Below are 15,823 nucleotides of genomic sequence, written 5' to 3' on the forward strand. Positions count from 1 at the left end.
TCTCAACTTTTGTATTGAATAAGAAATGAAAGATTAGCTTTATCTACTTTTTAGCTGGTATTTTTCTTATTTGGCTCTTCGCCTTTACGATATTTAATTACTTTTGCGCCATCCTTTTGAAAATCATGAGAGCCCAAGACTTTAAAGAACATTTTAAACGTAATTATCTACTTGCATACCCAGTTGTATTGAGTCAGCTAGGTCATGTATTAGTAGGGGCTGCAGATTCGGTCATGGTGGGGAGAGTAGGGACTGAAGAATTAGCCGCAGTTTCTGTTGCTAATGCTGTTTTTAGCATCGCCATGATGTTTGGAATTGGGATTTCCTTTGGATTGACTCCTTTGGTTGCGCAGTCGGATGGCGAAGGGAATCATCGTGCTTCCATGCGTTTTTTAAAACACAGCTTTGTAGTCAACCTTATTTTTGGTTTAATTCTTTTCATCATTTTACTCTTTGGAGGGTTCATTTTAGATATTCTGGATCAACCAAAAGCAGTAGTCACTTTAGCGAAACCTTATTTAGCAATTATTGGATTTTCCCTTTTGCCTTTTATGTTTTTTCAGACCTTCAAGCAATTTGCTGAAGGACTATCACTGACAAAACAAGCTATGTATATTACTATAAGTGCCAATGTGATCAATATAGTTTTGAATTACATCCTGATTTTTGGGAAGTTTGGTTTTGAGCCGATGGGTTTGGTAGGTGCCGGATGGGCAACGCTAATTTCAAGAGTGATGATGGCTATCGGTATGGTGCTTTTTGTAAGATATCATAAGAAATTTAACGCTTATTGGAAATATCTTAAAGTTACGGTATGGAACACTATCTCATTTAAGCAATTACTGAATCTTGGAGTTCCTACTGGTTTTCAATACATTTTTGAAGTTGGTGCTTTTGCATCGGCAGCCATCATGATTGGGTGGATGGGAGCTGTACCTTTGGCTTCCCATCAAGTTGCGATGAATTTGGCTTCCATTAGTTATATGATGGCAACAGGAATATCTGCAGCTGCCACAGTTAGAGTAGGGAATCAATTAGGACAGAGAGATATTCCGACCATGCGGATTGCTGCATTTACATGTTTCCTTATGGCCATTATATTTATGAGTTTCACGGGCTTGCTTTTTATGGGACTGAATGAATATCTTCCTTTTATCTACACCTCTGATCCAGAAGTAATCGGTATAGCTTCCTCCTTATTGATCATTGCAGCTCTTTTTCAACTTTCTGATGGTATTCAAGTAGTGGGATTAGGTGCGTTAAGAGGAATGGGAGATGTTAAGCTACCAACTGCAGTCACTTTTATGGCATACTGGGTGATCGGGCTGCCATGTGGTTATTTGTTGGCCTTCACTTTTGGTTTGCAAGAAAAGGGAGTTTGGTACGGATTACTAATTGGCTTAAGTGTAACTGCCGTTATCCTTTTCATTCGTTTCAATAACAAAACTAAAAAACTAGCAGCTGAATTCAATCAAAATATATCAGGGTGATATATCCATCCTTCACTTTTGGCAGCAGCTAAAGCACTGACAGGGATTTCTTTTTTTATTTTTGGGACAGACAAAGCTCGACCACTAAATCCTAATGCGTAAATAGCGCAAATGACAGCATCTGCTACATCTGTTTTTTCCTTAGCTCCGTGGAAATAATAGTCAAAACCATTAATTTCTGAAAAAGGATAATTTTCAAATAGTTGTTGATATTCATTGAATATGAGATTTTTTTGCAAGCTTGAGCTTTTCAATAACCCCGGATATACTTCTATTGCTGTAATATCTTTTTCCTCATGAAAGGGTAGAACTGAAAAGTTGCTATACTTTGCCTTTAATTCTCCGATCATTGAAATGGCAACAGTTGCATTGCTTGTTAAAAAGCTAAAAGAAGCACTTAAGGGTGTTTTCCCAAAATTCTTTTTTATGAATAAATCAGTTGCTCGCCAAGCAATTGGGTTTTCTTTCAAATTACCTTGAATAGTTTTGAAAACGTTTATTGGATTTTCATTAATGATTTCTCTGAATAATTCAGGAAATTGCAAAGGAGCATCTATTCCTAAGATGATATTGTGCGAAGCTTGATGTTTACTGAGCAATTTCTCTATTTGCTCTTTTATTTGGTAAATAGTTAATTTTGTGGCCATTAAAAGCTTAATTTCGCTATCAATTGATTCCAAAACACAAAAGCCATGATTTTTCCCACTCCATCCACCAACATCCCAGCCTATGGAAATTTCCTTATTTTTTAGTTCTTTTATCATTTGCTAGTTTTAGGTTTTAAACTATGAACCAATTTTTTAAGAAGATATACACTGTTTGGTGCGGAATTGTTTTCATTGGCTTATTTGTGCTATTGTTTCCTTTTTTCCTTCTAATAATTGCCAATAAATCATGGCATAAGCATTGTTATGTACTCAATAAAGTTTGGGCAAGTGTAGCCTTATTTTTAGTCGGAATTAGGACAGAGATCGAAGGAAAACATCGCTTAAGTACAGCCATGCAATATGTTTATTGTGCGAATCATTTTTCCTTGTTAGATATAGTGAGTTTTGGTTTTGCTCCACATTCGGTAGTATACGTAGGCAAAAGCTCGCTGGCAAAAATTCCACTATTTGGCTATATGTTTCGAAAATTGCACGTGACGGTTAACAGAGCTAGTCCGACAAATTCTTATAAAGCTTTACAAATTGCAATAGATAAAATGGGAGAAGAAAGGTCACTGGTAATGTTTCCTGAGGGAGGTATTTTGTCAAAAAGAATTCCTGAAATGGGTAGGTTCAAAGATGGTGCATTTCGTGCTGCCATCACGAAACAAATTCCAATAGTGCCTGTGAGCCTTCCTGATAATTGGATAATTTTACCGGATGAAAAAATCCCTCTTATTACCAAGAGGAAAATGAGGATGATATATCACGAACCTATTCCAACTTCTGGACTCAATATGGAGGATGTATCTGCGTTAAAAGAAACTGTATATGAGGTAATAGCCACAGATTTAAGAATGAAACTGAAAGATGAGTATAAATAAAGAAACCTTAAAGAAGATAGCTCATTTGGCACGATTGGAGTTTGATGAAAAATCAGAGGAAAAGATGCTAAAGGATATGAATAATATGCTTTCTTTTGTGGAGAAATTACAGGAGGTTGATACAGAGAATGTTGAGCCTCTTCAATCGATGACGATGGAAGTTAATCAATTTAGAGCGGATAAAGTAGGCGGTCAAATGTCACACGAAGCTGGGTTAAAAAATGCACCCAAAAGAGATGCAGATTATTTTAAAGTGCCTAAAGTAATTAAATAGTAAAATGAGAAATTTAAATTTTTGGAAGGGTTGGAAGTTACGTTATCGAGGCATCTATCAGGTGCTCCTTTTAATTTTTTTAGTATCCATAGCCTACAGTTTTTACAATCAATACAATAGCTTTGATTTAGCTCATCCGATGGATGTGGTGAGGAAAACGCAAAGCATAGAACTCTCACTTCAAAATGTGCAAGATTTTATTTTTGAACTGCCAGTTCCTGCTCGTAATTACATTATTTTTCAAAGTTTTTTACCGCTAGAATCAGGATTTAAATTAAGTGGAACATATCTTTTAATAGCCATTATTTTTTGTTGTTTTAGTATTTTAATGACCGCTTCAACTTACTTGAGTAGATGGTGGTTTATCATTTTTCAATCCGTATTTGTAATTTGGATTATTACGCTCAAGTTGCAGTTTCTCAAGATTTTCGGGATTGAAAATCAGCTTTTCACCTTTCTGTTTGTAGGACTCATATTAGTCTCGGGCTATTATTTACATGCGTATAAAGAGTCTGCAAGTCTGTTCTTACGCTGGATGATTTTTGCTATCATCCTCATTTCTTTAATGGCGTTGGTTACGATAGGCTCAACGGTAGAAGCTCCCATTGTTTTCATGGCGCATCATGGAATCATTGTACCAGTTTTGTTGGCTATCATCTTTATTTTTAACATTGCTTACGATATCATCCTGCATATTCTTTATTTATTAGCCGATAAAAAGAATAAAGAGGAAGGTTCAAACCTGATGCATTTTATTATCATTTCCCTGCTTTATTTAATTTATGTGGGATTAACATTCGCTAAAAATGATAATCTTATAAATATAGAGATAGTTTATTTAAATGAGTTTGTATTACTTGCCATTTCAGCCGTATTAGGAATTTGGGGTTTCCGAAAGAGAAGTGAGTTAATTGATAGCCAATTAAGCTTTAGACCATTAGGAGGCTATGTGTTTTTAGCTTTAGGTATTTTAACTTTCACAGTAATTGCATGGATTTTTAAAAATGCAAATGACCCTTTGATAGATACTTTTGAAGACATCATCATTTTTTCTCATTTAGGATTTGGTGTTTTATTTTTCTTTTATGTTCTCTATAATTTTGTTGGTTTACTGAAAGCTGGTCATGGTATTTACCCAGTGGTTTTCCGTCCAGTAAATATTCCATATAACCTAGTTAGAGGAGTTGGTTTTGCTATCGTAATAATCTTGATATTAAGAGTTTCTTATTTACCCTATTATCAGGCAATCTCAGGTTACTATGTTGGATTAGCTGACTATTATGAATATATAGGAGAGGAGGAGAAAGCGAAAACCACTTATAAAATTGCTCGTCAATATGCTGCCACATCTCATAAACATAACTTTAAAATTGGACAAATGGAGTATGAAGAAGGGAACTGGGCTGAAGCTTCATCCTATTTTAACAATGCCAATTTTAAAAGACCAAGTGTTCAATCTTATATTCAAAGAACTCAATCACAATTGAATGCTAATTTAATTTTCGAAGCCTTATTTACGTTGGAAGATGCGCAAAAAGAATTTCCGAATAACGCTTATTTACTAAATATGCGAGGTATTGTGTACGAAAAACTGAATAGAACGGATTCTGCTTTCATATATTTTGATGCTGCAGCGCGTGCTGCCAACAATGATGATTTGGCTGAAGTTGCTCAGGTAAATCGATTAGGTTTATTTGCTAAAAACTCAGTAGATGAGGAATTACCTTTGCAGTCAGAATTAAATGATAAGTCAGTTGCGTATCAGGCTAATTATTTAGCGCTGGCCAATCGAAAAAGACAATTTATTGATAGCATTGATTTAAATGCGAGGAAAATCCCAGAAATCCTTACTTATAATGATTTTTCGTTTATTTTCAATCTTACCCTCAATAAAACCTTAGCAAATCAGGGATTTAAGGCTGATACGATTCATTGGCTCACTCAAATTGAAGAAAATGAAGATTTTGAGAAATCACTGAAATATGCGACTTCTTCTCGTCAGAATTATGCTGGTAATGTGAATTCTGCCTACAGTTTTATGTTTGAATTGGAAAATGATAATATTGCTGATGCAGGTTTTTATTATCTGTTACACGGCATGTGGTTAATGGACCAAAAGGAATACTCAAAAGCAGAACAACATTTTGCAAAAGCTGCGGAATTAAAAATGTCAAAAGCAAATACATATAGAACCATTGCCATGATTTGGGGAGGGAAACTGTATGAAGCAGCACAACTTTACAGAAAAGAAATGAATAGTGAAGCGGTAGCTGCAAATATTTACGAGAGAGACCCACTATATCAGTTTTTATTAGGTGAATATGAGAAGCTGCCAGATAGCTTCAAATATTTGTGGTTGTCCACTAATAGTGCTTTAACAAAGGAAAAAAAGGATTCTATTTTTAATGACTTAAGAAATTCACCTTTTTTAATGCTACACGAACTGAATAAAACGGAGCAACAAATTAAAAATGGAGATTTAGAGTTGGCAAGCAATTCTTTGGAAGAAATAAATATACCATCAACAGAAAAGGGCTTATTGATATATAAAAATAATTTGACCGCTTTATTATCTGCTATCAATAAAGATGAAGATTTAGCAAATACAGTCGAGCCATCCATATTGCAACAATATCCTTATAACTACAAATTAATTTGGCAGGCAAGCACTTCTTTAAAAGAAGAAAATAATGCTAAATCGGATAGTCTAATGCTCGACTTAGGTAGACAGAACGCTTTTTTTGAAACAGCTGTTATTTATAGTGCGCAATATTTTATCGAAAAAGGCGAAATGGAGGTAGCCTATGATATTTTGGTGGAGGCAAGTAGAATAAATGAAAATAGCGTTGAAATTCTTAAATCATATACATTACAAGCGCTCAGAATGAATTTAATCAACTATGCAGAGGAATCTTACCAAAAGCTAAGGCAATCATTAAATACCGACAACTGGGAGAAATTTTCGGAAGAATACGAAAGGATCAAAGAAAGTATGGAAGAAATGCCATGGTAATCTCCGCTTATCACAAATGAATTGTGCAATCCATACTTCTGAATTAAATTTTCACATTAAACTATCAAGAATAAAAATAAATGAAACAATCCGTAATCCATACTAAAGATATCGCTAAAATATATACGATGGGAACCGAGACAGTGCAGGCATTGAAATCAGTTTCTATAAATATAGATAAGGGAGAATATGTTGCTTTTATGGGACCTTCTGGCTCTGGTAAATCAACATTAATGAATATAATTGGGTGTCTAGATACACCTACAAGAGGAACGTATCAATTGGCAGGACAAGATGTTAGTGAAACTTCAGAAAATGATTTAGCTGAGATTAGAAACAAAGAAATTGGTTTCGTTTTTCAGACTTTTAATTTGTTACCAAGACAATCTTCTTTAGAAAATGTTGCACTTCCTTTAGTATATGCAGGTTTTAGCAAATCTGAAAGACATGAACGAGCTCTGGAAGTATTAGAAAGTGTAGGGCTCGCTGATAGGGCTCACCACAAACCTAATGAACTTTCCGGTGGGCAACGCCAAAGAGTTGCTATTGCAAGAGCTTTAGTCAATAATCCAAGTATTATTTTGGCGGATGAGCCTACAGGAAATTTGGATACTAAGACTTCATATGAAATAATGGAGTTATTCCAGCTTTTGCATGATCAAGGTAATACCATAGTAATGGTAACACATGAAGACGATATTGCTCAATATGCTCACAGAGTTATTAGAATGCGAGATGGACTGGTAGAAAGTGATAATATTAATACTGATATTACTAGAGTAGGAACTGAAACTGTATAAGTATATATTTGATTAATTATATTTAATAATTTAAAGATACTTTCTAGTTGCTTGTCTATAGGTTTTAAGAGAGTAGTTGATGTGATTTATCATTCTCGTTCTTAAAATTATTCAATTTATTTTATATTTTCTGTTGTATATCAGATTGAATGAATATAGCTTTGAATATGAGCGATGTATCCTATCCTATAAAATTATTAATAGCAGACGATCACGAGATTTTAGCAAGTGGAATGTCTTCAATTCTATCAGTTAAAGACGGCTTATCTGTTTTAGGAACGGTCGCCAATGGTCAGCAGGCTTTAGATTTTTTAGCAAAGCATGAAGTTGATATTGTGATTATGGATTTAAATATGCCATTACTTAATGGCATTGAGGCTACTGTTTTTATCAAAAAGAATTTTTTAAATGTAAAAATCTTAATCCTAACCATGTTTGATAGGGAAGGATATATTCAAAATGCATTAGATGCAGGAGTAGATGGATATGTTCTGAAAAATGCAAATGAAAATGAGATTGTTATTGCTATAAAAAGATTAGCTGAAGGAAAAACTTATTTTTCTCAAGATGTAATGTCAAAAATGGCAATGAAAATGCGCGTTTATGGTGAATCGGAAGGAGGAGTTAAACTAACTGAAACGGAAAGAAAGATATTACACTTTTTAAGCGAAGGGGATACTTCTGGTGAAATTTCAGAGAAATTAGGTTTGTCACCCAATAGTATTAATTCATACCGAAAGCTACTATTACAAAAATTTGAAGCTAAAAATGTTTCACACATGGTGAAAATGGCTTTAGAAAAGGGTTATTTAGGATAGATTTCCAATTCAATAAATCAAAAATGAAGTATTATATAATTGCTGGCGAACGTTCAGGTGATTTGCATGGGAGCAATTTAATCAGAGCAATAAAAGCTATTCAACCCAATGCCAATATACGCTGCTGGGGAGGAGATGCAATGGAAAATGCTGGTGCTGAATTAGTTGTTCATTATCGCGAAATGGCTTATATGGGCTTTTTGGAGGTAATTAAACATTTGGGTGCTATTCGTAAAAAAATTAACTTCTGCAAAGAAGATATACTAGCTTTTAGACCTGATGCTATCATACTAATTGATTATGCAGGCTTTAATATGCGTATCGCAAAATTTGCTAAAAGTAAAAATATCCCTGTTCACTATTATATTTCCCCTAAAGTATGGGCTTGGAATCAAAAGAGAGCATATAAAATTAAAAGAAATGTAGATTATATGTATGTAATTCTACCGTTTGAAAAGGAGTTTTATAAGCGATATGATTTTGAAGTGGATTACGTAGGGAATCCCTTATTGGATGCAATCAGGGAATTTAAACCGAATTCTGACTTTACTTTTAGAAATAAAGAGGTAATTGCTGTATTACCTGGAAGCCGTCAGCAAGAGGTAGATCATATGCTCAATAATCTGCGAAGTGTTGCAAAAGAATTTCCCAGCGAACATTTTGTGATTGCAGGTGTAAAAAGTTTAGATAAGGAGTTATATCAATCTATTGAAAAGCAGTCTAATGTGAGTTTGATTTTTGATGAGACTTATGACTTGCTATTCAATGCAAAAGCAGCCTTGGTCACTTCAGGCACAGCTACTCTAGAAACAGCCTTATTTAATGTGCCACAAGTTGTGGTTTACAAAACTGGTAAAATTTCCTATGCGATTGCTAAAAAGGTGGTAAAGGTAGAGTTCATTTCTTTAGTAAATTTGATACTCCAAAAAGAAGCCGTAAGAGAATTAATTCAAGAAAATTTTACGTTGAATAATTTAAAACTCGAATTACAGCAAATCTTACCAAAAGGAGATAAAAGAAAACAGATTCTGAGTGACTACTCAGTTTTAAAAGCGATGATGGGAGATAATAATACCTCCCAGCAAACTGCCAACTTAATAATCAGTAGAACTAAAAATTAATTTCATAATTTATTTCCCCTTAGGAAATCAGTAATAGCCATTCTTTTTTTCCCTTCCGGTTGAATCTCCTCCATTGCTAAAATACCAGGATTACATTGAATATGAAGGTGGGTTTTATCATCTGTGATTAATTTCCCTGGTTCTCCCTTAGAATTTTTATCAATGATGGTTGATACGTGAATTTTGTATTTATTATTATTTATAATAGCCCAAGCAGTGGGGAATGGATTTAATCCTCTTACATAATTATAAAGTTGCTCAGCTGGTTCAGTCCATTTTAATTCTGTATTTTCTTTAAAAAGCTTAGGAGCATGCTTCAAAGGTTGATTTTCGTTTTGCACTTTAAGTTGATAATCTTCCTTTTCAATTGCGTTCACTGTTTTTAAGACAAGTCCGGCTCCTTTTGCCATCAATCTATTATAAACTTCTCCAGTGGTATCAGTATGAGAAATTACTTCCTTTTCTTGTAAAATAATACTTCCAGTATCTATTTCATGTTTTAAAAAAAATGTAGTTAATCCAGTCTCTTTTTCGCCATTCATAACAGCCCAGTGAATGGGAGCGGCTCCTCTGTATTGCGGAAGTAGGGAGGCATGTAAGTTAAAAGTTCCTAATTCGGGCATTGACCACACCGTTTCAGGTAACATTCTAAATGCTACTACAATTTGTAAATTAGCTTTTAAAGAGGTTAATTCCGTTTGGAATTCTGGGTCTTTCAAATTGGTTGGCTGCATTATTTTAAGCCCCATAGACTCAGCATATTCCTTTACTGGTGATTGTGACATTTTCTGACCACGGCCTTTAGGTTTATCTGGTGCAGTGATGACTGCTGCAATATCGTATTTATTTTCAACTAATATTTTCAGTGATGGAACCGCGAAATCCGGTGTACCCATGTAAACAATGCGTAATTTTTTCATAGGTCACAAAGTTAAAAATATAGGATGAATTTAGCTGAGAATTTCAATTCAATTCTACCGACTTCGGATATGATTTCAATTCACTTTGATCGGATTCAATTTATAGATTAATAATCGTAATTACTTAAGCCATTTTTGAATTATAAGAATTTTTATCCTTCTTGTTTTCTACCTGGGTTTCATTGACCGGAATTGTCAGCACTACATTAATCCCTTTATTGGGTTTAGAATTAAAATATACAGCTCCATTTATGGTGTTCACCCTAGCGTAAATACTTCTCATTCCCATTCCAGAGTCTACCACATTTTGAATATCAAAACCGATACCATCGTCCTCGTAGAACAAATTGATTTCATGGTCTGCCTGACTTATTTGTAAAGTGATTGTATTTGCTTGTGCATGTTTAATAGTGTTGTTTATTAATTCTAATGCTATATGATAAACATTTCTTTCTATTTCTAATGGTAATCTTTCCTGTAAACCATAAACAGATAGTTCAGCTTGGATTTGTTCTGTTTCATTTATGGTTTTTATCATATCATGTAGAGCTGTTTCTAGGCCAAAACGCGTAAGCATATCTGTTGAAAGGTTATGAGAAATTTCTCTTACTTCCTTTATGGCTTCGTTGACATTGTCCAGCAATTTATAATTGAAATTAGAAGAAGTTTTATTCTGCTCTGATTGAAAAAGTAATTTTATGGATGATAACCTTGCTCCTAAGCGATCATGTAAATCACTTGCAATTCGATTTCTTTCTTCTTCTTGTCCATGCATCATGGCATTAAGCTCCTTTAGTTCTTGTTCCCTTTTCATATTAGAGATTTCCTCATTTTTAAGCTTTTTCAGATACTCTTGTTTCTGAAGAAAAAACCAAACTGTTGAAATGATAAGTAGAATTAATACCAAACTTAAGCCTAAGAATAGATTTTTTTGAAAATTTTTCTCAGCTATTGCAAATTGTTGTTTCTCTATTTCAGCTTCTTTTATGGCAGTTTCATATTTCATTTCTAGATTTTTGATTTCTTGCATTTTTTCATGGTCGAAAAGAGAATCACGTAATTTATTATACTTAGTAAATAATATCGAAGCGTCTTCAATGGCACCTATCCCCATTTTTGCTTTGATTATATTCGTATAGACATTAATTTTTTTATATTCATCTCCCAAAATTTCGGCTAATTCTAAGCTCTTTTGAAAATACTCTAAGCTCTTGGAATACTCATTTTGCTTTAAATAAATATTACCTAAACCCATATAAGTTTTGGCAAGTGTACTTTTATTATCAAGCATTTTATTAATGGTAATGGCTTTATGGTAGCTATCAATCCCATCTTTGAAATGCTCTTTTTCTTCGTACAAAACGCCAAGATTATGGTAAAGTGAAGCAATATTTCCAGAATCCTTAATAGCTTGAAAAGACTCCAAAGAACTTAAAAAATAATAGTTTGCTGAATCATAATTATAGTATTCGGAGTTATGATCAGAAAATATAATACCGATATTCATTTTGATGATGGCTGCTTTTATACCTTTCTGATTTTTTGGGAGAAGTTTTTCAGCTTCTTGATAATAATGGAGTGCTAACTCAGCATCTTCTGAAGTATAATAATTACCAAGGTTATTATAGTTACTGATTAATCCATTAGAATTTTGAATATTTTTATTTATCTCAATTGCTTTATACTGGTAGCTCAATGCATCTTTGGTGTTATTTGTTTTTTTGCGATGGAGGCTAACTTGTGATAAGATAAAGCAAGACCGACTGAATCTCGATTTTGAATAAAAATATCGGTTGCTTTTAGGAAATATTTGGTAGCTGAATCTAATTGATTTTTATTTTTAAATTTAACAGCTATTTCATAATCTAAATTTTCAGTTGATTGCGAATAACAAGTCATAATAAGACAGACATTCACCAACAGAAATACATAAAAAGGCTTTTTCATTAAATAAATTTACAATAATGCGCGTAGAAAAGAAAAATTAATTTCAACCTAACCTCTTCAATGGTGTAAAGTCAATACATCCAGTCTTGTCATTTAAAACTGTGAATTCGATCCTTTCATCTTTTCGGTCTCTTCAATGGTGATGTAATGGAAGTTACCTCAAATCATTTCGACTACTCTTTTATCCATAATAATGAATTTTTGATAGCTTATTTTAGTTAATGAAAAGATGCAATTATTTATACTAATAATAAAAAGGAGAGGTTGTTAACTTAATCAATTAAATTTTTGATATTAAAAAATAGTAATCTAATAGGGTGGGGTAGGTTTAGGTTTTTTGAATCAATAAAAATAAATACCCTAAAAATGGTTGATAAATACCTTAAAAATAGTTTTGAATACCTTATTTATGATGTTTCATAGGAGAAAACCTGATCATACCTTTATGTAGTAGTTAGAATTTAATGCGAATAGCTTCGGTCAATACTTTCTATATATTTAACAACATTACCTAAAAAGACGGGCATTAATTTAGTGATAGTTAACTTCTCCCCCCTATTGATGTTAAAATATCATTTGTCCCGTCTTTGAGGGTATTTTTACGGCTTCCAAAGAATAACTCCAAATTCATTTTGAAATATCCAGTTTCCACAGTTTTTTGGGGATAATATTCCTGTTGATATAATTATTTAGCAAAGCGTATGTATATATACAGAAAGGACTAAAAAGAAAGGCTTTGATATTGAATGAATATGGAGTAGCGATTAATCACTACTCCATATTTAATGAATTAAATTATTTTGAGTTCTTTACCTACTTTGGTGAAAGATTCAATTGCTTTGTCTAGATGTGCTTTTTCATGAGCTGCAGAAAGCTGAACTCGAATTCTGGCTTGTTCTTTTGGTACAACAGGATAAAAGAATCCAATGACATAAATTCCCTCTTCCAATAATCTGTCTGCAAATTTTTGAGATAGAGCCGCATCATAAACCATAATAGGAACAATAGCTGAATCACCGTCTTTGATGTCAAATCCAGCTTTTTTAATATGTTCTTTGAAGTAATTTATATTGTCTTCTAGCTTATCTCTTAATGCAGTTGAACTACTCAACAAATCAAATACTGCGATGGAAGCCCCCACAATAGATGGTGCTAATGAATTAGAAAATAAATAAGGCCTTGATTTTTGACGCAACATATCAATAATTTCTTTTTTTCCTGAAGTGAAACCGCCCATTGCTCCACCCAAGGCTTTACCTAGTGTTCCAGTTATGATATCAACTCTGCCCATCACATTGTTGAGTTCATGGGTGCCTCGGCCAGTTTTTCCTATAAAACCTGTTGCATGGCAATCATCCACCATTACCAATGCATCATATTTATCAGCTAAGTCACAAATTTTATCCAATTGAGCAACATATCCATCCATGGAGAATACTCCATCGGTTACAATTATTTTGCTTTGGGCATCTTTAGCTTTTTTCAATTGTTCTTCCAAATCCGCCATATCATTGTTTTGATATCGATATCGAGCGGCTTTACATAACCTAACTCCATCTATAATAGAAGCATGATTAAGAGAATCTGAAATAATTGCATCTTCTGGACCTAAGATAGGTTCAAATACCCCTCCATTAGCATCAAATGCTGCTGCATAAAGTATGGTGTCTTCCGTGCCTAAAAATTCAGCAATTTTTTGCTCTAATTCTTTATGAATATCTTGTGTTCCACAAATAAATCGAACTGAAGACATACCAAACCCGTGCGTGTCTAGTGCATTTTTAGCAGCTTCGAGTACTTTTGGGTGTGAAGAAAGCCCTAAGTAATTATTTGAACAGAAGTTTAAAACCTCTTTTCCAGTATTAGTTTTAATAGAAGCTCCTTGCGGAGTGGTAATGATTCTTTCTTTTTTATAAAGGCCATCTTGCTCTAATTGCTTTAATTCGCCTTGTAATTTGTGTTGAAGATTTCCGTACATATTTTTTGGATTTTTTTCTTTTAGCAAAGATAAGCTTCATTCCATGAATCCCCATTAATTCATACAAAAATCAAAAAAGCATTCTTATAAACGTATGTAGATACATGCTGTATTGTTTTCCTGATTATTTGAATTTATTTTTAAAGACTATTGTAGGAAACACTTACCCTCTTTGCTTTTGATTAGGTATTAATACTTAGAATAGAACCGATTTGTTTATGCACTTTAGTAAGAAATGTAAACATAAATATTTTACAAAATTGTAATGTTTAAATCATATCCTGTTTTTCTGATAATATAATTCACCATAATTTTGTTATTATGATTCAGAATTATCGCAATGAGTTTGTTGGAAATCAAAAAGTATCTTTATCCGTTGACTCACAAATGGAAAGAAGCTTTGTTGCTTTTACTGAATTTTTTCAAGATGGGAAAGATCCGATGTTTATTATTGATCTTGATTCTCAAATCATATTGAACGTTAATAGTCAATTCGTAAAGCACCAATCTGAATTTAACCAAGCCATAGCGTTATTTGAATCTTATCTTCATGGAAAGAATGATTTTCAATCTCGTCAATTTAATCATGGAAATAACGTCTATTTATTTAATTCAATTTATCAGAAGGATGGAAAAGCTTTAATTCAAATATTAAACCTTCAAAGAAAAAATGATTTTCTGAAAATAGATCAAAGCACTCCCAAGGCAAATCACTTTTTTGACACTCTTTCTATACAAAAGGAATTATTAAATAATCTACCTAGTGGGATAGTTCATACGAACAAAAAATTTGAATCACTTTGGTTTAATGATAAGTTTAGATCACTTTTTGGCCGTGCGATTGAAGAGAATTTCAATTTTATAGATGCTATTTATGTGAAAAATATCTCTGAATTTTGGGATAAAATTGAAAAATTGAAAAAGGACGGAGGGCAAGTAAAATTTTCATTTGTAATTCATAATATAAAAAAATCCAAAGAAGTTTTTGTTAATGCAACGGCTTTTAGCGTAAGTAAAAATGCTAAATTACAAGAAGGATTCATCTTCATTTTAGAGGATAAGACAGAGAACATGCATTTCTCCGAAGAAATTACCAAACAAAACTTAGCGCTCAACCAGATTAATCATGAGTTAGATAAATTTCTATACAGTGTTTCTCATAATATTCGTGGACCTATTGCTTCTTTAGAGGGTCTTTTGAAAGTAATCGAAATCTCAGACGTGCGTACTGTCAACGAATTAAAACATCATTTAAGACTTAATTTAAGGTTGTTAAATGGGTTTGTAAGTGATATCAGTAATGTTGCGACTAATATTCACACTCATGTTAATATTGAAGAAGTAAATCTGAGGGATATTATGGAACAAATGTTATTATTTGTTGATAATATCTACGATTTTAATCCAATTGTTACGATTGATATTCCTACAACTTACTCGATTAAAACAGATATTGATCGTTTTGGAATTATAGTAAAATGCTTGTTAAAAAATAGCTTTCAATATAAAGATAATCGAAAAAGAACTTTTGAGATTAATATTAAAGCTACACATAACGAAGACTTCCATTTGATTGAAATTACTGATAATGGAATTGGAATTTCTGAAAAAGTAAAGCCTTATATTTTTGATATGTTCTACAGAGGAACAGAGCTTTCCAGTGGAAATGGTATGGGACTGTACAATAGCCGTGAAATTTTGAAAAAAATCGGAGGTACTATGAATATTGAAAGTAAAGATAGAGAATGGACTAAAGCGAAAATATACCTTCCTGTAAATTTTTAATAGGCGATTTAATTGCCAAAAATAGTTGGTAAAAGGCTTTAAAATATCTTGTAATCCTCTGATATATAGGTAAATAAATATATTTTTTCTAAAGCTCATTGAAATGTGTTTCAATGAGCTTTTTTTTGTACATGAAAAGTACAAAA

The 15,823-nt window shown here is 32.9% G+C and carries 13 protein-coding genes; 8 read left to right on the top strand and 5 right to left on the bottom strand.

The genetic code is table 11. The features are described 5' to 3' along the window. The first annotated feature begins 125 nt into the window (after window positions 1–125). The gene (locus tag VFM92_RS09190; RefSeq protein ID WP_325121918.1) at window positions 126–1,490 is read left to right on the top strand and encodes an MATE family efflux transporter; all 1,365 of its coding nucleotides are present in this window, start codon (window positions 126–128) and stop codon (window positions 1,488–1,490) included. Here VFM92_RS09190 and VFM92_RS09195 read toward each other — a convergent pair. Continuing rightward, window positions 1,472–2,254 carry a hypothetical protein gene (locus VFM92_RS09195; protein ID WP_325121919.1) on the bottom strand — a complete coding sequence of 261 codons (783 nt, stop codon included), beginning with the start codon at window positions 2,252–2,254 and terminating at the stop codon, window positions 1,472–1,474. The genes VFM92_RS09190 and VFM92_RS09195 overlap by 19 nt on opposite strands. A gap of 23 nt (window positions 2,255–2,277) precedes the next feature. Between VFM92_RS09195 and VFM92_RS09200 the strand changes: the two genes are divergently transcribed. From VFM92_RS09200 to lpxB, 6 genes are all read left to right on the top strand, one after another. Next, the gene (locus VFM92_RS09200; protein ID WP_325121920.1) at window positions 2,278–3,021 is read left to right on the top strand and encodes a lysophospholipid acyltransferase family protein; all 744 of its coding nucleotides are present in this window, start codon (window positions 2,278–2,280) and stop codon (window positions 3,019–3,021) included. Beyond that, window positions 3,008–3,295 carry an Asp-tRNA(Asn)/Glu-tRNA(Gln) amidotransferase subunit GatC gene (gene gatC / locus VFM92_RS09205; RefSeq protein ID WP_325121921.1) on the top strand — a complete coding sequence of 96 codons (288 nt, stop codon included), beginning with the start codon at window positions 3,008–3,010 and terminating at the stop codon, window positions 3,293–3,295. The genes VFM92_RS09200 and gatC overlap by 14 nt, the downstream gene beginning before the upstream one ends. A gap of 4 nt (window positions 3,296–3,299) precedes the next feature. Beyond that, a complete protein-coding gene (locus VFM92_RS09210) occupies window positions 3,300–6,308 on the top strand; it encodes a hypothetical protein (RefSeq protein ID WP_325121922.1) in 3,009 nt (1,002 codons plus the stop codon). Between the two features lie 80 nt (window positions 6,309–6,388). Continuing rightward, entirely contained in the window at window positions 6,389–7,108 is a 720-nt protein-coding gene (locus VFM92_RS09215; protein WP_325121923.1) for an ABC transporter ATP-binding protein, read from the top strand. A 149-nt stretch (window positions 7,109–7,257) separates the two neighbouring features. After that, window positions 7,258–7,926 carry a response regulator transcription factor gene (locus tag VFM92_RS09220; protein ID WP_325121924.1) on the top strand — a complete coding sequence of 223 codons (669 nt, stop codon included), beginning with the start codon at window positions 7,258–7,260 and terminating at the stop codon, window positions 7,924–7,926. Window positions 7,927–7,949: 23 nt separating this feature from the next. Continuing rightward, window positions 7,950–9,047 carry a lipid-A-disaccharide synthase gene (gene lpxB / locus VFM92_RS09225; protein WP_325121925.1) on the top strand — a complete coding sequence of 366 codons (1,098 nt, stop codon included), beginning with the start codon at window positions 7,950–7,952 and terminating at the stop codon, window positions 9,045–9,047. 2 nt (window positions 9,048–9,049) lie between these two features. On the opposite strand, the gene fmt is transcribed toward lpxB, so the two are convergent. The 4 genes from fmt to kbl all read right to left on the bottom strand — a co-directional run bounded on the left by fmt (window position 9,050) and on the right by kbl (window position 13,892). Further along, the gene (fmt, locus tag VFM92_RS09230; RefSeq protein ID WP_325121926.1) at window positions 9,050–9,967 is read right to left on the bottom strand and encodes a methionyl-tRNA formyltransferase; all 918 of its coding nucleotides are present in this window, start codon (window positions 9,965–9,967) and stop codon (window positions 9,050–9,052) included. Window positions 9,968–10,091: 124 nt separating this feature from the next. Beyond that, window positions 10,092–11,663, bottom strand: a complete 1,572-nt coding sequence (locus VFM92_RS09235; RefSeq protein ID WP_325121927.1) for a sensor histidine kinase — start codon at window positions 11,661–11,663, stop codon at window positions 10,092–10,094. After that, window positions 11,660–11,914 carry a hypothetical protein gene (locus VFM92_RS09240; protein WP_325121928.1) on the bottom strand — a complete coding sequence of 85 codons (255 nt, stop codon included), beginning with the start codon at window positions 11,912–11,914 and terminating at the stop codon, window positions 11,660–11,662. The genes VFM92_RS09235 and VFM92_RS09240 overlap by 4 nt, the downstream gene beginning before the upstream one ends. A 790-nt stretch (window positions 11,915–12,704) precedes the next feature. Continuing rightward, complete coding sequence (gene kbl, locus VFM92_RS09245) at window positions 12,705–13,892, bottom strand: glycine C-acetyltransferase (protein WP_325121929.1); 1,188 nt, start codon at window positions 13,890–13,892, stop codon at window positions 12,705–12,707. Window positions 13,893–14,213: 321 nt separating this feature from the next. Here kbl and VFM92_RS09250 point away from each other — a divergent pair, with 321 nt between their 5' ends. Next, a complete protein-coding gene (locus tag VFM92_RS09250) occupies window positions 14,214–15,677 on the top strand; it encodes a HAMP domain-containing sensor histidine kinase (protein WP_325121930.1) in 1,464 nt (487 codons plus the stop codon). Window positions 15,678–15,823: the final 146 nt, after the last annotated feature.

Source organism: Marivirga sp. (assembly GCF_035704835.1).
In the GTDB taxonomy this organism is placed as follows: domain Bacteria; phylum Bacteroidota; class Bacteroidia; order Cytophagales; family Cyclobacteriaceae; genus Marivirga.

Bases quoted from the DNA above. Each gene is read 5' to 3' on its own strand.
- VFM92_RS09200 (WP_325121920.1), top strand. From the start codon at position 2,278: ATGAACCAATTTTTTAAGAAGATATACACTGTTTGGTGCGGAATTGTT.
- VFM92_RS09195 (WP_325121919.1), bottom strand. From the start codon at position 2,254: ATGATAAAAGAACTAAAAAATAAGGAAATTTCCATAGGCTGGGATGTT.
- lpxB (WP_325121925.1), top strand. From the start codon at position 7,950: ATGAAGTATTATATAATTGCTGGCGAACGTTCAGGTGATTTGCATGGG.
- VFM92_RS09215 (WP_325121923.1), top strand. From the start codon at position 6,389: ATGAAACAATCCGTAATCCATACTAAAGATATCGCTAAAATATATACG.
- VFM92_RS09250 (WP_325121930.1), top strand. From the start codon at position 14,214: ATGATTCAGAATTATCGCAATGAGTTTGTTGGAAATCAAAAAGTATCT.
- kbl (WP_325121929.1), bottom strand. From the start codon at position 13,892: ATGTACGGAAATCTTCAACACAAATTACAAGGCGAATTAAAGCAATTA.
- gatC (WP_325121921.1), top strand. From the start codon at position 3,008: ATGAGTATAAATAAAGAAACCTTAAAGAAGATAGCTCATTTGGCACGA.
- VFM92_RS09220 (WP_325121924.1), top strand. From the start codon at position 7,258: ATGAATATAGCTTTGAATATGAGCGATGTATCCTATCCTATAAAATTA.
- VFM92_RS09190 (WP_325121918.1), top strand. From the start codon at position 126: ATGAGAGCCCAAGACTTTAAAGAACATTTTAAACGTAATTATCTACTT.
- VFM92_RS09240 (WP_325121928.1), bottom strand. From the start codon at position 11,914: ATGAAAAAGCCTTTTTATGTATTTCTGTTGGTGAATGTCTGTCTTATT.
- VFM92_RS09210 (WP_325121922.1), top strand. From the start codon at position 3,300: ATGAGAAATTTAAATTTTTGGAAGGGTTGGAAGTTACGTTATCGAGGC.
- fmt (WP_325121926.1), bottom strand. From the start codon at position 9,967: ATGAAAAAATTACGCATTGTTTACATGGGTACACCGGATTTCGCGGTT.